The 24,536-nt window shown below is 53.6% G+C and carries 25 protein-coding genes; 19 read left to right on the forward strand and 6 right to left on the reverse strand.

Going from position 1 to position 24,536, the window contains the following annotated elements; all coding sequences use genetic code 11:
• The first annotated feature begins 92 nt into the window (after window positions 1-92).
• The 5 genes from yddG (at window position 93) to RG807_RS11930 (ending at window position 4,049) form a co-directional block, all read left to right on the forward strand.
• Entirely contained in the window at window positions 93-992 is a 900-nt protein-coding gene (gene yddG / locus RG807_RS11910) for an aromatic amino acid exporter YddG (RefSeq protein ID WP_309045083.1), read from the forward strand.
• 21 nt (window positions 993-1,013) lie between these two features.
• Window positions 1,014-1,163, forward strand: coding sequence for a hypothetical protein (locus RG807_RS11915; RefSeq protein ID WP_298448661.1), 150 nt, complete (start codon window positions 1,014-1,016; stop codon window positions 1,161-1,163).
• Window positions 1,164-1,422: 259 nt separating this feature from the next.
• Window positions 1,423-1,602 carry a hypothetical protein gene (locus RG807_RS11920; RefSeq protein ID WP_298448659.1) on the forward strand — a complete coding sequence of 60 codons (180 nt, stop codon included), beginning with the start codon at window positions 1,423-1,425 and terminating at the stop codon, window positions 1,600-1,602.
• A gap of 159 nt (window positions 1,603-1,761) precedes the next feature.
• Window positions 1,762-3,243, forward strand: coding sequence for an esterase/lipase family protein (locus RG807_RS11925; RefSeq protein ID WP_298448657.1), 1,482 nt, complete (start codon window positions 1,762-1,764; stop codon window positions 3,241-3,243).
• Between the two features lie 107 nt (window positions 3,244-3,350).
• Entirely contained in the window at window positions 3,351-4,049 is a 699-nt protein-coding gene (locus RG807_RS11930; protein WP_298448656.1) for a crotonase/enoyl-CoA hydratase family protein, read from the forward strand.
• 17 nt (window positions 4,050-4,066) lie between these two features.
• Here RG807_RS11930 and RG807_RS11935 read toward each other — a convergent pair whose 3' ends face one another.
• A complete protein-coding gene (locus RG807_RS11935) occupies window positions 4,067-4,894 on the reverse strand; it encodes a M90 family metallopeptidase (RefSeq protein ID WP_298448654.1) in 828 nt (275 codons plus the stop codon).
• A gap of 201 nt (window positions 4,895-5,095) precedes the next feature.
• Between RG807_RS11935 and RG807_RS11940 the strand changes: the two genes are divergently transcribed.
• From RG807_RS11940 to RG807_RS11970, 7 genes are all read left to right on the forward strand, one after another.
• A complete protein-coding gene (locus RG807_RS11940; protein WP_298448652.1) occupies window positions 5,096-5,296 on the forward strand; it encodes a DUF1656 domain-containing protein in 201 nt (66 codons plus the stop codon).
• A 9-nt stretch (window positions 5,297-5,305) separates the two neighbouring features.
• On the forward strand, window positions 5,306-6,190 hold the full coding sequence (locus tag RG807_RS11945; RefSeq protein WP_298448650.1) for an efflux RND transporter periplasmic adaptor subunit: 885 nt from the start codon (window positions 5,306-5,308) through the stop codon (window positions 6,188-6,190).
• Between the two features lie 4 nt (window positions 6,191-6,194).
• The gene (locus RG807_RS11950; RefSeq protein ID WP_298448648.1) at window positions 6,195-8,267 is read left to right on the forward strand and encodes an FUSC family protein; all 2,073 of its coding nucleotides are present in this window, start codon (window positions 6,195-6,197) and stop codon (window positions 8,265-8,267) included.
• 23 nt (window positions 8,268-8,290) lie between these two features.
• Window positions 8,291-9,322 (forward strand): threonine aldolase family protein, encoded by a 1,032-nt coding sequence (locus RG807_RS11955; protein ID WP_298448646.1) that lies wholly within the window; start codon window positions 8,291-8,293, stop codon window positions 9,320-9,322.
• Between the two features lie 104 nt (window positions 9,323-9,426).
• Window positions 9,427-10,683 (forward strand): dicarboxylate/amino acid:cation symporter, encoded by a 1,257-nt coding sequence (locus RG807_RS11960; protein WP_298448644.1) that lies wholly within the window; start codon window positions 9,427-9,429, stop codon window positions 10,681-10,683.
• Window positions 10,684-10,748: 65 nt separating this feature from the next.
• Window positions 10,749-11,114: a thiol-disulfide oxidoreductase DCC family protein gene (locus RG807_RS11965; protein WP_200202692.1), complete on the forward strand. Its 366-nt coding sequence runs from the start codon at window positions 10,749-10,751 to the stop codon at window positions 11,112-11,114.
• 19 nt (window positions 11,115-11,133) lie between these two features.
• On the forward strand, window positions 11,134-11,808 hold the full coding sequence (locus RG807_RS11970) for a spermine/spermidine synthase domain-containing protein (RefSeq protein WP_298448641.1): 675 nt from the start codon (window positions 11,134-11,136) through the stop codon (window positions 11,806-11,808).
• An 18-nt stretch (window positions 11,809-11,826) separates the two neighbouring features.
• Here RG807_RS11970 and RG807_RS11975 read toward each other — a convergent pair whose 3' ends face one another.
• A complete protein-coding gene (locus RG807_RS11975; RefSeq protein ID WP_298448639.1) occupies window positions 11,827-12,681 on the reverse strand; it encodes a PA4780 family RIO1-like protein kinase in 855 nt (284 codons plus the stop codon).
• Window positions 12,682-12,965: 284 nt separating this feature from the next.
• On the opposite strand from RG807_RS11975, the gene efpL reads away from it, so the two are divergent.
• Window positions 12,966-13,532 (forward strand): elongation factor P-like protein EfpL, encoded by a 567-nt coding sequence (efpL, locus tag RG807_RS11980; protein WP_298448637.1) that lies wholly within the window; start codon window positions 12,966-12,968, stop codon window positions 13,530-13,532.
• Between the two features lie 166 nt (window positions 13,533-13,698).
• Window positions 13,699-14,472 carry a hypothetical protein gene (locus RG807_RS11985; RefSeq protein WP_309045084.1) on the forward strand — a complete coding sequence of 258 codons (774 nt, stop codon included), beginning with the start codon at window positions 13,699-13,701 and terminating at the stop codon, window positions 14,470-14,472.
• A 5-nt stretch (window positions 14,473-14,477) separates the two neighbouring features.
• On the opposite strand, the gene RG807_RS11990 is transcribed toward RG807_RS11985, so the two are convergent.
• On the reverse strand, window positions 14,478-14,930 hold the full coding sequence (locus tag RG807_RS11990) for an Lrp/AsnC ligand binding domain-containing protein (protein ID WP_309045085.1): 453 nt from the start codon (window positions 14,928-14,930) through the stop codon (window positions 14,478-14,480).
• A gap of 283 nt (window positions 14,931-15,213) precedes the next feature.
• Here RG807_RS11990 and putA point away from each other — a divergent pair, with 283 nt between their 5' ends.
• Window positions 15,214-18,843, forward strand: coding sequence for a bifunctional proline dehydrogenase/L-glutamate gamma-semialdehyde dehydrogenase PutA (gene putA / locus RG807_RS11995; RefSeq protein WP_309045086.1), 3,630 nt, complete (start codon window positions 15,214-15,216; stop codon window positions 18,841-18,843).
• A 51-nt stretch (window positions 18,844-18,894) separates the two neighbouring features.
• On the opposite strand, the gene RG807_RS12000 is transcribed toward putA, so the two are convergent.
• Window positions 18,895-19,593: a lytic transglycosylase domain-containing protein gene (locus RG807_RS12000; RefSeq protein ID WP_309045087.1), complete on the reverse strand. Its 699-nt coding sequence runs from the start codon at window positions 19,591-19,593 to the stop codon at window positions 18,895-18,897.
• A gap of 195 nt (window positions 19,594-19,788) precedes the next feature.
• Window positions 19,789-19,965, reverse strand: coding sequence for a DUF1328 family protein (locus RG807_RS12005; RefSeq protein WP_309045088.1), 177 nt, complete (start codon window positions 19,963-19,965; stop codon window positions 19,789-19,791).
• Between the two features lie 299 nt (window positions 19,966-20,264).
• Between RG807_RS12005 and RG807_RS12010 the strand changes: the two genes are divergently transcribed.
• Window positions 20,265-20,501, forward strand: coding sequence for a TIGR02647 family protein (locus RG807_RS12010; protein WP_298448624.1), 237 nt, complete (start codon window positions 20,265-20,267; stop codon window positions 20,499-20,501).
• Window positions 20,502-20,627: 126 nt separating this feature from the next.
• Complete coding sequence (locus RG807_RS12015) at window positions 20,628-21,518, forward strand: DMT family transporter (protein WP_309045089.1); 891 nt, start codon at window positions 20,628-20,630, stop codon at window positions 21,516-21,518.
• A gap of 11 nt (window positions 21,519-21,529) precedes the next feature.
• On the opposite strand, the gene RG807_RS12020 is transcribed toward RG807_RS12015, so the two are convergent.
• Window positions 21,530-22,750: an iron-containing alcohol dehydrogenase gene (locus RG807_RS12020; RefSeq protein WP_309045090.1), complete on the reverse strand. Its 1,221-nt coding sequence runs from the start codon at window positions 22,748-22,750 to the stop codon at window positions 21,530-21,532.
• 171 nt (window positions 22,751-22,921) lie between these two features.
• On the opposite strand from RG807_RS12020, the gene RG807_RS12025 reads away from it, so the two are divergent.
• Together RG807_RS12025 and mtgA are read left to right on the forward strand one after the other, a co-directional pair.
• Complete coding sequence (locus RG807_RS12025; RefSeq protein ID WP_309045091.1) at window positions 22,922-23,833, forward strand: diacylglycerol/lipid kinase family protein; 912 nt, start codon at window positions 22,922-22,924, stop codon at window positions 23,831-23,833.
• Window positions 23,823-24,518, forward strand: coding sequence for a monofunctional biosynthetic peptidoglycan transglycosylase (gene mtgA, locus RG807_RS12030; RefSeq protein ID WP_309045092.1), 696 nt, complete (start codon window positions 23,823-23,825; stop codon window positions 24,516-24,518). The genes RG807_RS12025 and mtgA overlap by 11 nt, the downstream gene beginning before the upstream one ends.
• Window positions 24,519-24,536: the final 18 nt, after the last annotated feature.

The raw sequence follows: 24,536 nt of genomic DNA on the forward strand, positions 1-24,536 counted from the left end.
GAAATAGTTCCGCCAGGATTCGAAAGTTTCTCTTCTTCGCACTGGATACCCTTCTGAAATCATTCACACATGAGAATTTCGGGGAGGGCTTCATGACATCCGTTAACGCCGCAACTTGGATCGGATCGATTTCCGTTCTGTTATGGGGCACTTTGGCATTGCTGACCAAGCTTTCCGGTGGTGAGATTCCAGAGTTTCAGCTCATGGCCATGACCTTCGGCATCGCTTTCCTGTTGATGTGCGGTCGTTGGATTCTCTCGGGGCATTCTGGTGTGCGTTATTTACGGCAGTCGCCACTTGCATGGTGCATCGGCATCGTTGGCTTGTTCGGATATCACTTTGCCTACTTCAAGGCCATGACACTGGCGCCGGCCGTCGAAGTCAGCCTTCTTGCTTACCTATGGCCGCTGCTGATCGTCCTATTGTCGGCCTTCCTGCCGGGCGAGAAACTACGAGCTCAGTACATCTTTGGGGCTCTAGTTGCCCTAGCAGGTTGCTGGTTGTTGATCAGCCGTAATGCAGACGGATTTGCCTGGGAGAACCTGCCGGGTTACCTGGTGGCTCTGTCCTGTGCACTGATCTGGTCATCTTATTCCGTTCTTAGCAGACTGGTTCGCTCGGTACCGACCGATGCAGTGGGCTGGTTCTGCGGTGTTACGGCCATTCTGGCGTTGATTTGCCACCTTTTGTGGGAGGAATCGGTATGGCCAGAAGGCCTACTCCAATGGACTGCAGTGATCGGGCTGGGCCTCGGACCGGTGGGCGTAGCGTTCTTTACCTGGGACCATGGTGTAAAACACGGAAACATCCAGTTACTGGGAGCCCTGGCATACAGTGCGCCACTCATTTCAGTGATCCTGTTGATCCTTGCCGGATTCGGCGAGGCTACATTTGCCGTGTTGAGTGCCAGCATTCTGATCGTCATTGGTTCTTTGATCGCGGGTCGTGCGAAAAGCCGGGCGGTTGCCGAGCCAGAAATGTTAAAAGACTAACTACCTCGAAGGAGCAGCGTGATGATTACTTGGGACGATTTTGAAAAAGTTGAACTGCGGATCGGACCCTTTTTATCGGAGTGCCTGGTCACTGGTGTGCAGACGGAGAAGGGCGCAGTTACTCTGGTAAGACCGGAGGCTCCAGTGGATAACGGGGAACGCTTGTTCTGAGTTTTGGCGGATTACACATCACTGGCCAAAGTCTCTTGTGCTGCAAATGGTGAGCAGATAGCTCACCGTTGCCGCGCTCCAAAAAACTTTCCGCCGATTCGCTGCCCCAAAAAAGTCGCAAAGCTCCGTTTACTAGACCAATGCAAATGTCCGCTTTGCGACCAAAGCGCCCAACTCATGGTGCCAAACTGTGGTCAACTTATGATGTAATTGCCTGCACGCCGGTAGCTTCCCGGGCCGGAGTTTACGGAGAAATCCCATGGAAACGTTGTTGATAATTCTCGCTGTTCTGTTTGTGGCGCTTATCGTTATTTTGCCGCTCGTGGAAAAGTATGCACCGAAAGATGATGGCCAAAGCTACGGCAACCTGACGCGGTATATTTTCCCGTTGGTGGCGGTGTTGATTATTGCGCAGATTGTTCGCTACTACTTTTTTTAAGGAAGTTCGTGAAGGCAACACTCGTCAGCCTTTTTTACACATTATTCAGCCGCAGTGCGGCTTGCGGCTCGCAAGTTCTAGCCGCTAACGCATAAACAAGCTTCCGGAACGAATATCGCATGCATCAGTGCAGGATCAGCCTGAAAGGATGCACGACTCATGAGCCAGTTCCACCCCATCATTTACGTTCGTGGCTATGCCATGACCGCCAGCGAAATTGCCGATACTGTCTCCATGCCCTATATGGGCTTTAACCTGGGCGCCACCAAGGTGCGCCAGTCATGGGACGGAAGTGTTTACAAGCAGGTTTTCGAATCCCCGATGATGCGCCTGATGAAAGACTACGGTTATACAGATGCGTTTTCCGATGGCGCTGAGGTCGACCGGGACATCACCCCCAAAACCGTTGTTATCTACCGTTACTACGATCAGGCAGACAGGGACTTTGGCGAAGGCAAACCGCTGTCTATTCCCGCAGCGGCGCTGCAGCTGGGGGATTTGATTCTGAGTATTCGTGATCAAATATGTGGTGACGACCAGAAGCTTAGGGCGGCATTCAGGGTAAATCTGGTGGCGCACTCCATGGGCGGCCTGGTGTGTCGGTGCCTATTGCAGAATGGTGGAATCAGTAGCCCCGCCGTTCGGCAGATGGTGGACAAGGTGTTTACCTATGCCACTCCACACAATGGCATTGAAATGGCCGGTATCAACGTGCCGGCGTTTCTCGGGCTTTGGGATATCAACAACTTCAACCGCGCCACCATGGCCGACTACCTGGGTTTTGACGGCAAGCCTTCCCGTGTGGACTCCCTGGATGGCAAATTCGATCCGGACCGGTTTTTCTGCCTGGTGGGAACAAACCAGCAGGATTATGGCGCGGCCAAAGGTGTATCCAAGTGGCTTGCGGGCAAGATGAGCGATGGACTGGTTGCGATCGAGAATGCGGCCGTTCAAGGTGCACCCAGAGCCTTTGTATATCGCAGCCACAGCGGCCCCTATGGCATTGTTAACTCTGAGGACGGGTATCAGAACCTGGTGCGGTTTCTGTTTGGGGATGTGCGCGTAGATGGGGTGATGGATGTGGAGTCCTTGCCACTGCCACCTTCAGTCGAAAAGGCCAGAAAGGAAGGTCGCCGGGTTCGTGCCTCTTATTATTTTGAAGCGACAGTGTCGCCCCGGGGGGCGCGCAGTTTTCGGCTGACGGAAAGGCGCAAGGAAACCTTCAGTGCGGTGTTGCGCAAGTTCGATGAGATGATGAAGCCACAGCAGGCAGGGTTGAATTCTGCTCGCTCCCCGGTATTGTTTTCTACCTTTCTTGATAGCTCGAAAATCACGGTTGACCGGGGGCGAACCATGGTTATGACCGTTGAGCTTGCCGTTTCCGCTACAGATTACTTTGTTGATGGAGCCCTTTGGACAGAGCACCGGGTGGAAGGAGAGTATCTTTACCGCGATACGCTCACGCTTAAAATGACGCCAACCGAAGATGGCTGGAACCTGCGTTATGTCACCACGGATGAACAGTGGAGCGAGCGCGGTGGCAGTAAGGCCGAGCAGGATGGCGACAGCTATCTGATCCCTTTGTCGTCAAAGAAAGGTTTCAAGGGCCAGTTGCGGATGCAGCTCCGGCACAGAGGCTGATGAACCGGGCAATAAATGTGCTCAGAGTGAATAATGATTTGTGGCTGCAGGCATAAGCTGGCAAAGTTCTGCGAAATCAGACTAATCCCCACCAAGAGGAAACGCCGGTGACCGACTTAGTAAGCTACTCACTCAATGATGGTGTTGCGACCGTAGTGCTCAACAACGGCAAGGTAAATGCCCTGAGCCACGACGTGTTTGAACAGCTGCACAAAGCCCTTGATCAGGCAGAAGAGGATAAAGCAGTCGTTATCCTGACCGGACAGCCTGGTATTTTTTCCGGCGGCTACGATCTGAAAGAAATGCAAAAGGGCATGAAAGAAGCGGGTGCCCTGGTGACAGCGGGCTCAAAGTTCACCCGCCGTCTGGCGGCATTTCCATACCCCATTATTGGTGCTTGCAGTGGTCATGCCCTCGCCAAAGCAGCGTTTGTTCTGCTTTCTGTTGATTACCGTGTAGGTGTTGAGGGCAGCTTCAAGCTGGGCCTGAACGAAGTGGCGATCGGCATGACCATGCACCATGCAGGTATTGAGATTGCCCGCCACCGCCTGGCGCCAGCGCACTTTTACCGTTCGGTGATCAATGCCGAAATATACAACCCTGAAGGTGCTGTGGTTGCAGGATACCTGGATGAAGTGGTTGCTCCGGACCAGCTGATGAACCGTGCGAACGAACTCGCCCAAGGCTTCCGTAAACTGAATATGAGAGCCCACGCCCAAACAAAAGTGAAAACCAAAGCGGGTTATCTTGAGTTGCTGGACCGCAGCATCGAGAAGGACGCGCAGAGCCTGGGCCTTAACGGTTAAAATTTCGCCGCGCAGGATCAGCTTGGGGCCAACGCTCCAGGATCGATTTTGTAGAAATCCCGCAGTAGGTCATACACTGCCGGCTGCTGTTCTTTCAGATGTTGCGGCTGCTGATAGAAGGTTTCTGTCAGCACCGCAAAGAACTCAGCTGGCTTTGTTGCGCCATAAGGATCAAGCCAGCTTGTGCTCCGATGCATCAGGGAGTGGCGAAGGTTGTCGTAAGCAATGGTCATAGTCTCCTGCCACTCTTTGGCCTGCTCGCCGCCAAGGGGCGGAGCACCATCTGCTGATCCATCCAGGTAATCAAGTTGATGGGCAAATTCGTGCAGAATCACATTGTGTTCGCTGCCAGCACGCATCGCCCCGTTTTCACATTCCGACCAAGCTAATACTACCTGCCCCAATGATGATGCTTCCCCGGCCCTGATCTGATCGCTTACGCCAACCACCATGCCATCGCGCTCTGATGTCTGCGCTCGGTATACATCCGGGTAAACAAGGATGCTGCGAACATCATCAAAGTCCCCATAAGATCGCTTCACCGTGAGAAGGCATGCGTGCCCCGCAATGGCTACGCGAACGCGATCGTCTACCTCAAAACCGTCGCACCCGTAAAAGTTCTTTTCGGCGATGAATAGCTGAACCTGATCCCTTAGGGCTTTCTGCAGTGGTGTTGGCAACTGGCGATACAACGGCACCGTTGATTGAAGGTGTTTTCGCCAAGCTTTGGGGAAGGGCTGTTGCAGTTCTCGCTCGCGGCGCCAGGTGCGATAGAAGAACAGATAGAACACGGCCAGTGCGATGAAACCCACGGCGAATAGTGCAAATACAGAGGCTGACGACATTGTCTTGGACCTGCTTCGTGCGTATGTGCCGGCTGATTGCTGTAATCTCAAACCTGTAGTGTCGGATCAGAGCAAATTCAGGCTGCGGAAAAACTCTCGGATTGCTAGCATACGCTAGTTGGCGAGATGCTTAAATCGCACCTATCATCAAACACTTAATCGTAAAAATAACGATGGCACAGCGGCAGTAGCAGGGGTGACATGCTTCACGAAATGAGTCTTGGTGGAATGCTGTTCAGCCCCTTTGTGCTGCTGCTGCCCTTGGCGTTCATTATGGCGGCGATCACGCGGGGTGTTTTGCACTATATGGGCCTGCGTACCTACATCTGGAAGAAAGCCTGGTTTGATGTGGCGATGTTCGTCTGCTGGTTGGCTGCTATTGTTTATCTGTTCGCGAATTAAAGGGCACTCATGGGAAAGCTAGGGCGTATTGGACTGACATTGCTTGTGGTGGCTGCCGCGGTTGTTGCCGGAACCTGGGTGTGGGATCACTATCTCTATTCGCCCTGGACGCGGGACGGACGAATTCGTGCGGATATCATCACCATCGCTCCCGATGTGTCCGGCTGGGTAACCGAGTTGAGCGTTAAAAATAACCGGCTTGTGAATAAGGGGGATCCTCTGTTCACAATTGACGACACTCGTTACCGGGCAAAATTTGCCGAGAGCAATGCGCGGCTTGCTCAGGAGCGAACGGGTTGGGACTTGGCCAGACATCAGTATGAGCGCCGACAGCGCATGGCTGATCTTCAGTCGATCAGTGAGGAAAGTCTGGAGGCTTACCGCATTCGCGCCGAGGCGGCGAAGGCCAGTTACCTGCTCGCACAAGCGGAACTCGATACGGCCCGGATTGATTTGGAACGCACTCAAGTGCTGGCGCCGGAAAGCGGCATCGTTAATAACCTTAGCCTGCGCCGGGGAAATTATGTGTCCAGAGGTGAGGCGGTTTTATCGCTCATCAATAATGATTCCTTTTATGTGACCGGGTATTTTGAAGAAACCAAGTTGCAGCAGGTGCACGTAGGGCAAAAAGCTCGAATTACCCTGCTTTCGGGCGGCGAAAAACTGAGCGGTGAAGTAGTCAGTATTACCCGTGGAATTGCCGATTCAAATACTACGAGCGACAGCCTGATGTTGCCGAAGGTGCAGGCAGCGTTTAACTGGGTGCGGCTGGCTCAGCGCATACCTGTTGATATTGCACTTGATCCCTTCCCGGAAGATCTCAATATCAGTGCGGGCATGACGGTTTCCATTTATCTGGAAACAGACATGGAAAAAGCGCCGGACAAAGAGTAGTAACGTGGCATCTCTGGCGCTCCCGCAACTTGCGACACAGCTTTTTACCCCGAACAGGCACGCGGTAATATTTGCCCTGAAAGGGGTGATATCCATGGCGCTGGCGTTGTTCGTGTCTATGTATTTGCAGCTCGATCGACCCTACTGGGCAGTGGTGTCTGCTGTCTTTCTGCAGATTCGCCCCGAAAGCGGATTGGTGATTGAGAAAGCCCTTTGCCAGATCTCCGGATCGGTGGTCGGCGGCGGCGCAGGGATTTTAATTCTGGCGTTGTTTATGCCGTATCCGCTGCTGGCGCTCGCCTGCCTCACCCTCTGGATAGGCCTTAACTCTGCAGCATCGTCTATGGTGCATAACGCCAACTTTATCTACGCCTTTGCCATGTCCGGAATGACGGCTGGCCTTGTCGTAATTATGGTTGTGGCGGATCCCAATGCGAACGATGGCCGTGCGGTGTTTGATATTGCCCAGTCCCGTATAAGTGAAATCAGTGTGGGTGCCCTCTGTGCCATGTTGGTTAGCCGCCTGCTGTGGCCGGTCACAGTTAAGGAAAGCCTTCGCGACCATGCCCGGAATGTCATTAACAAAACCCTTGAATACCTCTCGCTGGAACTGGACCCGAATAGTACCCATGAACAGCGCCACCAGCATGCGGATCAGATCCTGGAAACGCTGATTGTGCTGAACGATGACTCCAGTGCAGTCGCCTACGAAGGCCCGGAAGGGCCGGGACGCAGCCGGGCTGCACACCTGTTGGTTAACAAGGTGATGTCGTTGCTCGCGGTCACACAGATAATGGGGCGCTTCCCCCGTAACCATCCGGAACTGGTGTCGCCTGCATTTGGTGTGTTGCTCAAAGATATGCGGATGCTCTTCATCGCTATTGCCGAGGCCCCCAGTTACGAAGAATCCTACAACCAGGCCCAGGAACTCAGGCGGGCGCTTTTGGAACACAAGGCAGCCTATGTAAACGAATCTGCCATCGTTATACGCCTCACCCAGACCGCAGTGGAGTTGGTGGCGGATCTGGTTATGGTGCTGCGGGCTTATAATGCGCTGGAGAATCGCGACCAGACCCTGCTCAAGGCGTCCAAGCTGAAAACCCACAGAGACCCCTTGATAGGCGTTGTAAATGGTTTCAGGACCGCCGTTGTGTTCGCAGTTGGGGCCGGGGTATGGATGAGCACAGGTAGCCCGGCGGCCATAATGTTGATGATCATGCCCGTTGTGTTTTCCATTGTGTTTGCCCGGTTTTCGCTGGCGGTGTTGATTAACATGCTGCGGCGCCTGTTGCTCAGTGTGGTGGTGGCTATTCCGGTGGCGCTGATTTACGGGTTGGGATTGCTTGCAAAAAGCAGTGGGGATTTCGAAATACTGGTGCTGGTGCTTGCCGGCCCATTTTTTATTGGTTTGCTGGCCCTTGCAGAGCGGCCGACCTTGCCCTATGGCCTGGGCATTTGTATCCCGCTCACACTGATCGTTCAGCCTGGAAACCACATGGCATTCAATGCTGACACGGCCACCAGTAATGCTCTGGGGTTGTTCGTGGGCATCAGTATTCTCTACTGGGTGTTCAAGCTGATCACCCCTCTGGATGGGCAGTTCATGCAACGGCGGCTGCTGAAGGCAACGGCCCGCGACCTTACCAGCATTGATTATCAGAGACGCCCGGAGAACTGGCTTAATGGGCGCATGGGCGAGCGCCTGTTGCGGCTGGCCAATTACGATCAGGGGTCGGGCAATCCAAACCGTCACATGACAGACTTGGGCTTCACCGGCCTGAACATTGGCCACATGTCCATTCGCCTGAGAAGGCGCATCGAGAACCATCGTAGTGCTGAGGTAGACGCAAAACTCGCCGAGTGGCAGCAGGTACTTGCAGATACCTATCTGGTGAGTTCCCGAGGTAAAAAGAACCCTCGGTTTAGAGAGGTGAGTGCGGAGTTGTTGACGGCGATTCACGCCGCCAGAGAACCCGATGCACAAACTGCAACCGTTGAGGGCATGTTCGAGCGTATTGCGCTGACCTTTGAACGAACAGCGAAAGGCATTGCTGAAACCAAAAGCCAGAGCATTTAACCACCCGATTGAGGAGTGTTGCCGTGTCACGGTCAGAACAGTTTGCCAGCGATAATTACAGTGGTGTTTGTCCGCAGGCCTGGAAAGCCATGGAGGCGGCAAACCGCGTAGACGAGCCAGCATACGGTGAGGACAGTTGGACACAGCGGGCGGCCGATGGCCTGCGGGCTTTGTTTGATACAGATTGTGATGTCTATTTTGTATTTAACGGTACGGCTGCCAACTCGCTGGCATTGGCATCTATTGGGCAATCTTTCCATAGCGTGATCTGCCATGAGTTGGCGCACATTGAAACCGATGAATGTGGCGGGCCGGAGTACGCCTCCAATGGTGCCAAGCTATTGCTGGGGCAGGGTGAAAACGGAAAGCTGACCCCTGAAAGCATTGAACACCTGGTGACCAAGCGCACGGATATTCATTACCCCAAACCCAAAGCGCTGAGCCTCACCCAAGCAACGGAAGTTGGCACAATCTATACCCCGGATGAGCTTCGGGAAATCCGCACGCTGGCGGATCAGTACAAGCTGAATATCCACATGGACGGTGCGCGCTTTGCGAATGCAGTGGCGGCGCTGGATGTGCATCCATCCGAAATCACGTGGAAAGTGGGTGTTGATGTGTTGTGTTTCTCCGGAACCAAGAATGGTTTGGCCCTTGGTGAAGCGGTGGTTTTCTTCAACAAGGCACTGGCCGAGGATTTTGAGTGGCGCTGCAAGCAGGCAGGGCAGCTGGCCTCCAAAATGCGGTATATCTCTGCGCCCTGGTGTGGTTTATTGGAGAATAACGTGTGGCTGGACAATGCCCGCCACGCGAATGCCAGTGCAAAAAGATTGGCTGACGGGTTGGCGGGGTTGCCGGGCATCACGCTCCGATACCCACGGCAAATAAACGGTGTTTTTGTGGAAATGCCCGAGCCTCTGCAGGCGGCTTTGCGGGCAAAAGGGTGGCGCTTTTATAACTTTATCGGCGGTTGCGCTCGTCTTATGTGTTCCTGGGCGACAACCTCGGCGGTGGTTGACCAGTTTTTGGCGGATGTTCGGCAGCTACAGAAATAGGCTTGCGGTTTACCTGTCGGATAATTTCCACCACAATCGGCGCCATCCCGGATCAGGACTCATATCATGCTGATGTACTCAACAACTTCACAGGGGGCTATCTGATGAGGGCCCTTTTTAACAAGTATCTGAATTCCTCCCTCATTCTTCGCGTAAGCATAGCGTTGGTACTGGGCGTAGCGGTGGGTTTGATCGGTGGCCAGCAAGCGGCAGATTGGTTGGCGCCTTTCGGCGAGCTTCTGTTGCGACTGCTCAAGTTTCTTATTGTGCCTATCGTACTGTTTACGCTGATGGTTGGTATCAATCAGGCGAATATTGGAAGCATGGGGCGTGTAGGGCGGAAACTGTTCGGGTTTTACGTGATGACATCAGCCTTGGCCATTGTGGTCGGCTTGTTGGTGGCAACGCTTCTTGAGCCGGGAAGCGGCATTGCTCTGGACGAAAACGCTGAAGTAAACGTGCCGGACAACCCCGGGTTCGTGAGTGTGCTGCTGAGAATTGTGCCCGACAATATTTTCACGGCGTTTACTGAGCTGAACCTGTTGGGAATCATCTTCACTGCCATTGTGTTCGGTATTGCGCTGCTGAAGTTGCGAGAGAGTGAGGCACATGCAGAGCTTGGCGAGCATCTTTTTAAAGTTGTCGAAGGGCTCAACGAGATCACCTTGAAGGTTATGGCTGGCGTTCTTCAGTACGTCCCCATCGGTGTATTCGCGATTGTAGCCAAGACGGCAGGTGAGCAGGGTATGGCCACCATATTGGCGTTGGGCGACATGGTGATGGTGCTCTATATTGCGCTGGCTGTGCATCTGGTTGTTTACTGCATTTTGATGCGGTTTTATGGGGTGGGTATTCGCGAGTTCTTCCGGGCAGCTCGCACACCTATGGCTACCGCGTTTGCCACTCAGAGCAGTTCCGGCACGCTGCCGCTGACGCTGGATGCTGCAAGAAGCCTGGGCATACCCAAGCGAATATACGGCTTCAGTCTGCCGCTGGGAGCCACCATAAATATGGATGGAGCGGCCATTCGTATCGCGATTTCAGCGGTGTTTGCAGCCAATGTGGTGGGTATTCCATTGGACCTGGTGACCATGGCGGAGATTGTGCTTATTGGCACGCTTACATCCATAGGTACGGCAGGGGTGCCCGGCGCAGGAATTGTGATGATCGCGACGGTGTTTGCTCAAGTTGGGCTGCCTATTGAAACAGTCGCACTCCTGGTATCCATTGATGCCCTGGTTGGCATGGGCGCGACCGGGCTGAACGTGACAGGAGACCTGGTGGGCACTGCAATTGTGGCGCGGAGCGAAAACAAGCACCAGGATGAACCGACTGCTTCAGGAACGGAGCCTGCCGCCTGAGCAAAACCAGGGCTGGTGGTGTGATAGAGTACCTTTCAGGCTTTCTTTATGACTGGAGGGCACTTATGAGTAAGTCGCAAAGTAAACTGATCGTTTTCTATGACGGCTCATGTCCCGTTTGTGTCAGGGATCGGCGCTGGTATGAAAAGCTCGCAGGAAGAACCGGAGACTCGGTTGAGTGGCTGGACATCACGGGCCGTGATGAGGAGCTACGACAGCAGGGCGTGGATCCCTACAAGGCACTTCGCGAGCTGCATGTAAAAGATGATCAGGGTGAAATTCACCGTGAGATGGATGCCTACATACTGCTTATGTCGCGAGTTTTCTTGCTGAAACCTTTGGCATGGCTAATTTCCTTGCCCTTGATTCGGCCTACGCTGGCGAGGTTATATCATTCCTGGGTTGGGCGCCGCCTTGGTGAGCGCGCCTGAATCCTTTTCAGAGGTTTTTATGGCTCGCTTTGAGTTGCTAGGCACTGCGATTATTCCCGGAAAGGGCTCCGAGCTGCGACTTCTGCAGCGCAACGAAGAATTTTCTATCCGTATTGCCGGCAAGAGCGGCGAGCTTATGAACACCCGCTTGCACGGCTCCGAGGATGCGTTGGCCACACTGGCCTGCGAACGTATTGCAGATCATCCCGCACCAAAAGTGCTTATAGGCGGGCTTGGCATGGGGTTCACCCTCGCAGCCGCTTTAGAGTCTCTGGGCGATACCGCCGAAGTAACCGTTGCCGAGCTGGTGCCGGAGGTGGAACAGTGGAACCTCGGCCCTTTGGGTAGTGCTTCTGGGTATCCGCTCAAAGACCCTCGTGCCAAGGTGCATATTGGTGATGTGGTGCAGCTTATCAAGGCTTCACCTGCCAGTTACGACGCCATCTTGCTGGATATCGACAATGGCCCTGAGGGGCTGACGCGAAAAGAAAATGACTGGTTGTATTCAGCAGCAGGCATTGCCGCAGCACAAGAGGCGCTGCGGCCTGAGGGAATTCTGGCTTATTGGTCAGCCGGGCAGGATCCTGCATTTACCGAGCGCCTGAAGCGCGCCGGGCTTTCGGCAGAGGCAGTAACCGTGCGCGCCCACCGCCCTGGCAAAGGCGCAAAACACGTTATCTGGCTTGCCTGGTAAGAGTTTGGGTGACGAGGGTTAATCCTCGTCATCATCCAGCATGCGCTCTATTCGATCCCTTTCTTCTTCTTTAGCGGCGTCAATCACCGCCATAAGCTCTTCTACATCGGCGCTGGCAGTATCGTGCTCAAAGCAGCCTGTCAGTTTGCTTTCGGGATGCAGATCGCCGCTTTCATAAAGTGCCCAGATCTCTTTGCCATAATCGGTAACCAGTAGGTCAGGTGCGAACTTGGCGAAATAACGGCGCATGTTATCCACGTCCCTTTCCAGCATGCGCTCGGCGTTGTTGTTTCCTGCTGCGTTGACCGCCTGGGGAAGGTCAATAATCACCGGCCCATTGCTGTCGACCAGCACGTTGAATTCTGACAAGTCACCGTGGATCAGCCCGGCACTCAGCATCCGCACAATTTCTGCGATTATCCGGCCGTGGTAGTCCCTTGCTTCTTCCGGAGTGAGAGTTACGTCATCCAGCCGCGGGGCCGCTTTGCCGTCGGCATCGGCAATCAGTTCCATCAGCAACACGCCGTCTACAAAGCCCTTGGGTTCCGGAACGCGCACGCCGGCTTCCGCAAGCCGGTACAGGGCATCCACTTCGGCGTTGAGCCATGCATCTTCCTGTTCTTTCTGACCGTAGCGTGTCTTTTTACTCATGGCCCGTGCCCGGCGGGTGTTGCGCACCTTTCTGCCTTCCTGATACTCAACGGCCTGCTTGAAGCTTCGCTTTTTTGCTTCCTTGAATACCTTGGCGCAGCGCACCTGGTCGCCACATTGCACCACGTAAACCTGTGCCTCTTTGCCGCTCATAAGCTGGTAAAGCACTTCGTCCACCAGGCCGTCGTCGACCAAGGGTTGTAATCTCTTGGGTACTTTCATAACACCTTTCAGTTTAGCCGTCAGCGTGCCGACCATGCGTGGTGCGTTGGCCTTCAATCAGGCCAATGCAAAGACGATGGTCACAATGGTGCATAGCTTACATCAAATTGCTATTTCTTATGCGAATCTGCTTGTCGCCTCAGGAAGCTTTTAACTGAATGGCCTATAGTATCGGCTTGCCCTGTATCAGCAGGGCACGTCTGAGGGTAGAATTACCGGGTGTAAAGCACGCCGGCTTTTGCCCGGTATGGATGCGTTTCGAGATTGTTTTGGAGCTTTAAAAGATGCCTAGAGCAAGTGAAATCAAGAAAAACTCTGCAGTTGAATATGAAGGTCGGGTTTATTTCGTCAAGGATATTGATCGCTCTGTTCCCCAGGGCCGTGCTGGCGGCAGTCTCTACCGCATGCGTATGTACGATGTGGTAACGGGTAACAAGATCGACGAGACGTTCAAAGATACCGACATGCTGAACCTTGCCGATCTTGTGCGCAGGCCAGCTACTTTCTCCTATTCCGATGGCGACGAATACGTCTTCATGGATAGCGAAGACTTCACCCAGTACAGCCTGAACCGGGAAGCCATTGCTGACGAGCTGTTGTATATCACTGAAGATACCCAGGGCATTTTGGTGATTCTGATCAGTGATGCACCGGTTGCACTGGTACTGCCACCGATTGTTGAGCTTGATATTGAAGAGACAGACCCATCAGTAAAGGGTGGGTCAGCAACGGCTCGTACCAAGCCCGCAAGAATGGCAACAGGCCTGGTTGTCCAGGTTCCTGAGCATATCTCCACCGGCGATCGCATCAAGATCAACGTGGAAGAGCGGAAGTTTCTTAGCCGCGCCTAAGCACGTCACAAGGCCGGCAAAACCTGCCGGCCTGCTTTCTTTTTTCCTGCTCCCCAACTTCAAATGGTCAATAGCTCGATTGAATACCGAGATGCTTTTCCCTTAAGCGAGAGAAACACCTTGATGCTATGGTATGGATATACCTCAATCGGAGCTGCAATCAGTTATGCCCATTTCAGAAGGCGCGAAACATTACGTTTTGATGCTGATGCCCAGCCTGCTAGGCGATATTGAAAAGCTGGGGCTGCGCAGAATCATCCGCACTTCTGACTTCTCGGAGCAGAAGGTGACGGCTCTGTATTTCGAGTTTGTGTCTATAAAACGGGTTCTTCCCGATAATCCCGAATCCATTGAACCAGCTATTTGGGAGCACCTGCTCCATTGCGTGCGAGTGATGAGTTCGCTGGTGAACCTGGCCACAACTGAAGACCTGGAGCGAGCGCGGGAAGCAGCAGTTCGCCGGTATTTCCCCCACGCAAAAGAGCGGCTGAAAAACGAATACGAACAGATGCGGAGTGAGGGTAAGGTGGACTTTCGGCTCGCTGGTCTTCTGCGCCAGGGCGACTTGCCGGAAAATTCCGGGCAGGTGTGCATGGAGGCTATCAGGCGTGAGCGGCACCAGCGTGTAGAATCCATCAAACACCTCGGAATAGAGCATTTAACCAGCCACGAAGCCTTCGTTGTGGAATCTGCCAAGGCTTATGTCATTGCCCGGATTGACGATGCTCCGGAAGACTTCGGCACTCTCGATCTGGTTATCCGCCTTCTGGATTTACTGCGGCTGGTGCTTGTTCTGGAGTCTCGCTCAACCGGTGGGGCCAGTGCCGTCTCTTCCAACTTTACAGTGGAGAACATTGTGCTGGGTATCGGCAACGCGATGTATCGCGGCGAGTTGGGGTTAACAGTGTCTGCATTGGGCCTGGCCAGAGTGAACAAATAGGGCTTTCAAAGCCCGGCATCCTTCACATTCTCCATTACCACAAAAGTGCTGGTTTGCAGCACATGGGGCAGGGTGGAAATTTGCTCACCCAATACCTGTCGGTACTCGGCCATGTTGCGTGTTCGCACTTTCATCAGGTAATCAAAATTAGCGGCAATCATGTGGCACTGCTCAATGGCGGATATCTTCTTTACCGCGGTATTGAACGCCTTCAGCGCCTCGCTGCTGGTGTCGTTCAGCGTAACCTGAGCGAAGGCGATATGGCTTTGCCCTAACTTTGTCTGGTTAACCAGCACGGTGTAGCCGGTAATAAACCCCTGTTCTTCGAGCCGCCGCATGCGCACCTGACACGGAGTTTTGGATAAACCCACCTTCGACGCAAGCTCAGTAACCGTAATTCGCGCATTCTTCTGCAACTCACGAATGATGGAGTGATCTATTCGGTCCAGCTCGTTCATGTTGATCTGTCCTCTACAAACGTAAATCCGCGACTTTTGGGCAAGTCTTGAGCAGGGGCACTATGCTGAAGGCTGTAAATGCCACATGCCGCAAGGGTTTTGGGCTGTTCCAAGCCACCGTGTATGGTCGAATTGGCTGAAATTGTATTTCATGTCAGAGAATTAATACATTTATTAAGGTCAATATGGCCATATTGGCGGGTCACTTCGGCGCTTACAGTCAAACAGTCTATGCTGTTGTCGGTAGAATGCGGTAAAGACAAACAACTGAGAGGGTACAACTATGATATCGCAGCAATCATTGGCTCCCGAGCTAGCCAACAGCCGGCAGGCGGTTCGCGATTACTATCTCGAAGATGAGTACAAAGTCATCCACGAGATGATTGCTGATGCTCAGTTGTCTGAAGCCGATCGCAAAATGATTTCTGCCCGCGCGGCTGATTTGGTTCGCAGTGTTCGGGAGAGTGCCAAATCCACCATCATGGAAAAATTCCTCGCAGAGTACGGCCTTACCACTAAAGAGGGCGTCGCGCTTATGTGCCTGGCGGAGGCGCTGTTACGAGTGCCGGATAACACCACCATCAATGCGCTTATTGAAGACAAGATTACCTCTGGCAACTGGGGTGCTCACGTAGGTAAAGCCACCTCGGCATTTATCAACTCCACCACCGTTGCGCTTTTGATGACCAGCAACCTGTTGAAGGACTCTGATCGCCATACGGTAGGTGACACGCTGCGCAAGTTGGTTAAGCGCCTCGGTGAACCCGTCGTTCGCACCGTTGCTGGCCAGGCCATGAAGGAAATGGGGCGCCAGTTTGTTTTGGGCCGCGACATTGAAGAAGCCCAGAGCGAAGCTGAATCCTACATGGCGAAGGGGTACACCTATTCCTACGATATGCTTGGTGAGGCGGCGCGTACGGATGCGGATGCCCGTCGCTATTTTGAGTCCTACTCACAAGCCATCGATAGCATTGCCAAAAACTGTAAGGGCGATGTGCGTAAAAACCCCGGTATCTCGGTTAAGCTCTCTGCGCTGCTGGCCCGTTACGAATATGGCCAAAAAGAGCGGGTAATGAATGAGCTGGTTCCCCGCGCACTTGAGTTGGCCAAAAAGGCGGCCGCCGCCAATATGGGCTTCAATATTGATGCTGAGGAACAGGACAGGCTGGATCTTTCTCTGGATGTCATTGAAGCCATAATGTCCGATCCCACGTTGGCTAACTGGGAAGGCTTTGGTGTTGTGGTCCAGGCCTTTGCCAAACGCGCGTCTCATACCCTTGACTGGTTGTACGCACTCGCTGAAAAGCTTGATCGTCGCATCATGGTGCGTTTGGTAAAAGGCGCCTACTGGGATGCGGAAATCAAGCGCGCCCAGGTCATGGGCTTGTCTGACTTCCCTGTGTTCACCCGCAAGGCGTGCAGTGACGTTGCCTATATCGCTTGCGCTAAAAAGTTGATTGGCATGAGCGACCGCATCTATTCGCAGTTCGCCACCCATAACGCCCACTCTGTGTCCGCGGTTCGTGAGCTGGCCAGCGCTGCGGGCCTGAAGAATTATGAATACCAGCGTCTCCACGGCATGGGTGAATCCCTGCATAACCAGGTTCTCAGCGAAAGCGGAGTGCCCTGCCGAATCTACGCGCCGGTAGGCAAGCACAGCGACCTGCTGGCTTATCTTGTACGCCGTCTGCTTGAAAACGGCGCCAACAGCTCCTTCGTCAACCAGATTGTCGACACTAGCATCACCCCCGAAGAGATCGCAAAGGATCCGATTGATACGGTTCAGGAGCTTGGGAAGAACCTTTCCAGCAAGGCAATTGTGCCCCCAACGGAGTTGTTTGGTGCCAAGCGTCGTAACTCAAAAGGCTGGGATATTACCGATCCGGTGACCGTTGCCCGAATTGATGAAGGTCGCGGAGCATTCCGCAGCCATCTATGGACCGGCGGGCCGTTGATCGCCGGCACCGTTACCGGCACAGACGTGCTGGAAGTAACAAACCCGGCCAACCCGGACGATCTGGTTGGGCACATTACCCATGCCAATGAAGCCGATGTTAATGCAGCCATTACAGCGGCAGAACAAGGTTTTGCCAGCTGGTCAGCCACGTCTGCGGAAGATCGTGCTGCGTGTGTGCGAAAAGTAGGTGATCTGCTTGAAGAAAACGTACACGAACTGTTCGCGCTGACGACCCGGGAGGCCGGTAAATCATTGCTGGATGGTGTTGCTGAAATTCGCGAGGCGGTGGATTTCGCACAGTTCTACGCCAACGAAGGTCTGCGCAACAAAGATAATGGCGAGGCTCGTGGCATTATTTGCTGCATTTCGCCCTGGAACTTCCCGGTGGCCATTTTTGCGGGCCAGGTTCTTGCGAACCTGGCGGCTGGCAACGTCGTGGTCGCTAAACCAGCAGAGCAAACATCGCTGTTGGCTTTTCGTGTGGTTGAAATGATGTACGAAGCCGGTATTCCAAAAGATGCCATTCAGCTTCTTCCGGGCACAGGCGCAACTGTGGGTACTGCCCTCACGTCTGATTCGAGAGTTGCAGGCGTCTGTTTCACCGGTTCCACGGCAACCGCTCAGCGGATCAACAAGGTTATGACCGAGAACATGGCGCCAGACGCACCTCTGGTGGCAGAAACCGGTGGGCTCAACGCCATGATCGTGGATTCAACAGCGCTCCCGGAGCAGGTGGTTCGTGACGTTCTGGCATCGTCGTTCCAGAGTGCAGGCCAGCGTTGCTCCGCACTGCGGATGTTGTATGTGCAGAAAGACATAGCCGATAACCTGCTGGAAATGCTCTACGGAGCCATGGAGGAGCTGGGTATTGGTGATCCTTGGGCGCTATCGACAGATGTGGGGCCGGTGATTGATGAGGCCGCCCGCAAGAAAATTGTCGATCACTGTGAAAAATTTGAGCGCGAAGGTCGCATGCTGAAAAAACTTCCGGTGCCTGACAAAGGCCTGTATGTGTCACCGGCCGTGCTCAGAGTGAACGGAATCGAAGAGCTTGAAGAGGAGGTGTTCGGGCCGATCCTGCACGTGGCAACCTTTGAAGCCAAAGAGATCGACAAGGTTGTCGATGCCATTAATGCTAAAGGCTATGGCCTGACCTTCGGTATCCACAGCAGGGTTGATAACCGTGTTGATCAGATTGTCGCCCGCATTAAAGTTGGCAACACTTACGTTAACCGTAACCAGATTGGCGCGATTGTTGGCTCCCAGCCATTTGGTGGTGAAGGTCTCTCCGGCACTGGCCCCAAAGCGGGTGGTCCACAGTATGTTCGACGCTTCCTGAAAGGCGCCACTGTTGAGCGCCCGGCTGAGCCTGGTGCAAAAACAATTGATGGGACGAAGTTGGATGGTCTGATCGCTAGCTTGGGCAAGCTTGCCGTTGCTGCGCCGAAGGCCAGAGTGGATGCTATGGAGCCTGTTTTTGGTAAGGTCCCAGAACCTCTGGATGCCAAGGCAGAAGAACTGCCAGGGCCAACTGGAGAGCTTAACCGCCTATCAAATCACGCCCGTGGAATCGTGCTGTGTTTGGGGCCAGACAAGGAAACTGCCTTGGCACAAGCCGCCATGGCATTGTCTCAGGGCAATAAAGTGGTGGTTATCGCCCCAGGTGTTGAAGATGTTGTAGCGCGGGCTGCCCAAGCGGGGTTACCGCTCGTGGGCATTGATGGGCTTTTGGACCCGGAAGCACTGGCGAGTGCTGGTGGCTTTGAGGCTGTTGTAAGCTGTGCCGATCAGGCCCTGCTACGCAAGTATCGTGAGGCTCTGTCCAAGCGCGATGGCGCGTTGATCCCGCTGATCACCGAGCATATGCTCGATCAGCGCTTTGTGATTGAGCGCCATCTTTGCGTGGATACAACCGCGGCCGGTGGCAACGCCAGCCTGATTGCAGCCTCTGAGTAATCTTGAAGTGAATCCCGGAAGCTCCCAAGGATGGGGCTTCCGGTGATCTGATCAATTACTGGCATAGCGCTCGCGCAATATGCCGACCCGCTCAACGTAAGCCTTGGTTTCAGCATAGGGAGGAACCCCTCCGTAACGGCTTACGGCACCTGGCCCGGCATTGTATGCCGCAGTGGCTAACCGGGTATCACCCTTGAAGCGTTCCAGCATTTTTGCGAGGTAGGTAACGCCACCACGGATGTTGTCTGCTGCCACCATGGCATTCTGCACGCCGACTTCCAAAGCTGTGCCTGGCATCAACTGCATAAGCCCCTGAGCACCGACAGGGGAGAGTGCTTTTTCATTGAACGCAGACTCCGCATGAATCACCGCACGTACCAGTGCCGGATCAACACCATACTCTTGGGCAGCTGTTTTGATTTCTGCTTCGTAGCGGCCAGCGAATAACGGGGTTGTGCGCCAGTTCACCCGGGAATCCGGGTCGCAGGCATAGCAGTGGAAGCTGATAACGTCGAAGTTGGCCACTGAAGGCCGGGTGCTGGTGTAGGCAACGACGCCATTATCGTCTTTATAGCGGAATACGGTTTCGCTTTTGCTGGAGGCTCGCCCGGGGCTGTTACTTTTTACGTTGGTAAATTCAACTCTGCCATCGGGATGGACAATACGCTTGATGCTGTCTGCTGCAACGGGTGCAGCAGACAGCATCAATGCGATACATATCGGCAGAGCGAGTCGTTGTGGGCTTCTCATTAGCTACTCACGGAAAGCATAATCAATAGTCGTTCTGCTCATCATATTAAATCAGGCAGATTAGAGATTATACGGCGCTACCCGGCAGAAATGATATTACGTCTTGTCGCTGAAATGTTATCAGGAGAGGGGGAAGGCCCGGGCGTGATGATGTAGGTGCCCGGGCCGAAACGCTGATCAGATGCATTCACAACGCTAGATCTTTGGTCCCCGCCCGCGAACAGCATTGGCAACCAGAGTGATTACTAGAAGAATCAGAAAGATAAAAAACAGCACCTTGGCGATGCCCGCCGCTGTGCCCGCAATGCCTCCAAAGCCGAGGACACCGGCAATAATTGCTATGATAAGACAGACTACAGCCCAATAAAGCATAATCATTCCTCCTTGTTTGGCTTCCATTTAAAAATGGCACAAATTTGGGGAAATGCACAAATATCAAGCAATGCCCGATTCCTTAAGAGGTGTTTTTTATACACGCCTTACGGGTTTAAGGTTATGTTTTTATTGATTTAAATCGGGTTTGTTGCCACCTCATTAAGCTTTTATAAGATAAGCTGACCGTCGGGATATGGTTATGGTGGCTCTACTGCTATTCTTTAAGAATCGGGTATCGGAGTAATTTATGACTTTGAAACAAAGTATCTGACCACTAAACCAGACAAGGAAATACCATGCCATTTTCTCCAGACACAATTGCCGAGCTTAATCTGTTGTCGCAATTCGAATCATCCTCAGGCCAAGCTGGAATCAAGGTACACAAAAGTGATGCGGCCCCCGAGACCGTAGATGCCGCGGAGCGCCTTTTTGCCAAAGGCCTGATAACGCGGGATGACGGAGGTTACCTGACTCCTATGGGCAGTGAGGCAGTAGAGCTGACACAGAAACTGCAATCTATCCTCACGACATAATCGCCGCTGACTTATCCCTCGGAGCCACCTGTAATGGTGGCTTGGCCGGGTGCCTGTATCTGTTTTGTTTGCGATTCAGGCTCTAAACTGCACTTTGTTCCAGATACCTGACCCCGGCAGTCGTTTATGCGATCTTTCTTTTATTCGTTCTTTGTACCTGCTTTGTTTGTATGGCTGTGGAGTACTGGCTTTATTGGCGCAAAATACGGCCTGCCCTATGCCGAGCCATTCACCCTTCTGCTGATTCGGATGCTTCTCACTCTTGGCTTGCTTGTGGTGCTTGCAGGCCTCCTTAAAGCCCGCTGGCCTGGCTGGCGGGCCGCTGGGCATCTTACTGTAACCGGTCTATTGGTCCATGGCTGCTATCTTGGCGGTGTGTATTATGCCATCCAGGACGGAATGCCCTCGGGAATAGTATCGCTAGTGGTCGGTTTGCAGCCGCTGGTCACCGCGGGTGTTGCGGTTTTTGTATTGAAAGAAGCCATTTCATGGCGGCAGTGGCTGGGTTTGGGGCTTGGCTTGGTGGGTGTCACTCTGGTTTTGCTTGAAAAATTTGGTGAGGCAGGCAACCCGGGGGCGGCGTTTCCATTATGGACGCTGATATGGGCTCTGCTAGCGCTGGCCGGCATTTCGTTGGGTACCGTGTACCAAAAACGCCATGGAACAGGTGCAGACCTGGTGGCTGGCACCATCATTCAGTACGGCGCCGCCGCCTTGTTTTTCGCCGCTGGCGCGCTAATGCTCGAAACCCGCGAAGTAGTCTGGTCTCTGCAACTTCAGCTTTCTATGGCCTGGCTGGTTTTTGGGGTTTCTATTGGCGCGATTCTGCTTTTGATGTGGTTGATTCGCCGAGGCGCAGCTTCCCAGGTGGCCAGCCTGTTCTATCTTGTCCCCCCGGTAACGGCTCTGGAGGCCTTCTGGCTGTTTGATGAGCGCTTGGGCGTATTGGCGATTGCCGGGGGAATTGTCTCTATCACCGGCGTTGCTCTGGTGGTGTCGCAGAAACGCCCCGGCTAGGGGCGCTCCGGCTATGCAGGTTGGCCACTTATAGTGCGGAGTACCTGAATAATCTCATTCTTATTCAGATATTTAGGCACCGCGTAGGTTCCGTGAGCTTCTTTCATGGCCGCTTGCGCCATTACAGAGAAGTGCTTCTCATCGATACCTTTCACCTCACGGGATATCGGCAAGGTTGCAAGTAGCGAATTCACACGCTGGATGAACTTGTCGGTTGCCAGAGAGTCTGCCTCTGTATCTGTGGCAAGACCACACAGCCTGGCCAGTTTGGCCATTCGGGCGTGTGCGCTGTGCCGGTTCACCTCAAGTATGTGCGGCAGAACAATAGCGTTAGCCCGGCCGTGAGGAACGCCATATTGGGTACCAAGCTGGTGAGCAATCGCGTGCACATAGCCCAGTCCCGTCTTGTTCAGTGCCAGCCCACCGTAGTTTGCAGCCAGCGCCATTGCATCACGGGCTTCGTAGTCCTGTCCGTTTTCGCAGGCTCTTTCCAGGTATTTGAACACGAGTTTCACGCCGGCACCTGAGTACAACTCAGTTTCAGGCGAGGAGAAATCACTGATCCAGGATTCAAGGCAGTGGGTAAGAGCATCAATGCCCGTGTCTGCCGTTACCGATTTCGGCATGCCAGCCATAATCTCGGGATCCAGCGCAGCCGCTAAAGGAACCACTTTTGGGTCAATTACCAGATGTTTAATGTGTGTGGTTTCATCAGATATAACGGCGCCAATTGTGACTTCAGAGCCTGTACCCGAGGTGGTCGGAATCGCAAACAGCGGAAGGGATGGCTTGCGAGCTTTGAGAATTCCGACCAACCCCTGAGGCATTTTTTTGTTTGAAGCTGCCAGCGCCATCACTTTTGCAGCATCAATGGACGACCCTCCGCCAATCGCTAATACAGCGTCACATTCATTCTGGCGGAGCACTTCCAACCCTTTCTCGACCACAAGAAAACCCGGATCTGGCGTGACACCACGGTATACAACAGTTTTAACTCCGAGTTCGTTCAGGTGTTCCTCTATGGGGCTAATAACGCCCAACTTGAACAACACATCGTCGGTCACAAGCAGAACCCGTTTGAAGTCAAAATGCGCCATGTGCTCAGCCAGCCGGAGTCGGGACTGCGCCCCCAGGAACATGTTGGGAATCGGGCTTGGAATGAGTTTCGTTATCAGTTTCAGGGCTGCGAGCTGCGCTTTGGAACGCACAGGCGTGATCAGATCTGTAATCATTGCTGGTTCCCGATAGTGATGTTTAGTTCAGGAGTTAACTATAGTCGGACAATATAGCAGTTGGAAGCAGTTCCTGTGTCCTTATGGTAACGACCACCATGGCATGTTTGAGGTATCTTTGGTGACTTGAGGTTCCCGGCTTTTTTATTTTGTTACAGAGAGCATGATGGTATGACCTATTGGCTGGTTGCAAACCCTGCTGCAGGCGATGGCCAGAAGGGACAAGAATTTTGGCTTGAAAAGTTGGCGAATGCTGGCATCACAGGCCCGGAGTGTTGCGACCTTCAGGATCAGAGTTGGACGATGCAACTACAATCCGGCGACACGGTGATGGTGGCTGGTGGTGATGGATCAGTTAATGCCGCCGCCCAGATATGCCTTCAACACAACGCAACACTTGCGGTGTTGCCGTCTGGTACAGCCAATGATTTCGCCCGAAACCTGGCCTTGCCGGAAGATCCTGCCGCTGTATGTGAACTGGTCCAGCAAGGCACTACGCAAAAAGTGGACGTGGCGGAGTTCGGGGATAGAATCTTTCTTAATGTGGCACACATAGGCTTGGGAGCGTTGTCGGCCAGCGAAGCTAAGGGCGCAGCTAAAAAACTGTTTGGCCGCTTCAGTTATGGGGTGGCGTTGCTGAAAAAAGTGAATGCCAAGCGGGGTTTTACTGCGGAAATATCGTGCGACAAGGCGCTGGTTCGCGGCCGCTGGTTGTCGATTGCTGTGTCCAGTGGCGCATTTTTCGGGGGCGGGAATGAAATTCCACAAGCGACAGCAGATGATGGATTGCTTGATGTGATTGCGGTGAAGCCACGCCCTTTGTTGCAGTTGCTACTCACTTTCCTGCTGGTGCGGTTGAGTGGAAAGTCTCCTGATCGTACCAGCACAGTGGTGCACCTGAAGGGAAAGCGTTGCGACATTCTTACTTCAAAACCAAAAACCATGACGGTGGACGGAGATGAAGCGGGCAAAACACCGCTCCACGCTGTGTGCCGCCAACACTGCCTCCGGGTAATAGGGGCAAACGTTGTGCGCACGGGTGAAGCTGAAAACAGTCGGGCCGGGCGCTTAAATGGCTCGTAAATCACTTCCAAAGAGAGCGTTTCGTGGTTTTGCCTGGGTGTTCATTGCTCTGGTGCTGCTGTTCCTTTCGATGCTGCTCTTGTTTCGGTTTATAAACCCGCCCACGTCGGCATTCATGCTCAGCTACAGCCTGGCGAACCCACACAAAGAAGTGCAGCAGCAATGGGTTAATTTCTCGGATATCTCGCCCTGGATGCCAATCGCGGTGGTGGCCAGCGAGGATCAGCGGTTTCCCGATCATTGGGGTGTTGATTTTGTCGCGATTCGCAAAGCATTAGCGGAGTACCATGCTGGTGACGGGCTAAGGGGAGCCAGCACCATCACGCAGCAAACCGCAAAAAACCTGTTTCTATGGAATGGCCGAAGCTTTGTCCGTAAAGCTCTGGAAGCTGGGCTTGCGCTCGCCGTTGACGGGGTTTGGCCCAAGCGCCGAATTCTTGAGGTGTATCTTAATATCGCCGAGTTTGGCCCCGGCATTTACGGCGTTGAGGCTGCGAGCAAGGCGTATTTCGGTATTTCTGCACGGCAGTTGTCGGCCAACCAGTCTGCACGGCTGGCTGCAGTGTTGCCCAACCCGAAGGTGTTGAGCGTTTCTTCGCCATCGCCCTACGTGCGGGATCGTGTTTTCTGGATTCGAGGCCAGATGGATCAGCTATCCGGGCTACACTACCTCAAGGATTTATAGAGAATTCGCAAAATAAAG

The organism is Marinobacter sediminicola (assembly GCF_031157525.1).
Classification (GTDB): Bacteria; Pseudomonadota; Gammaproteobacteria; order Pseudomonadales; family Oleiphilaceae; genus Marinobacter; species Marinobacter sediminicola.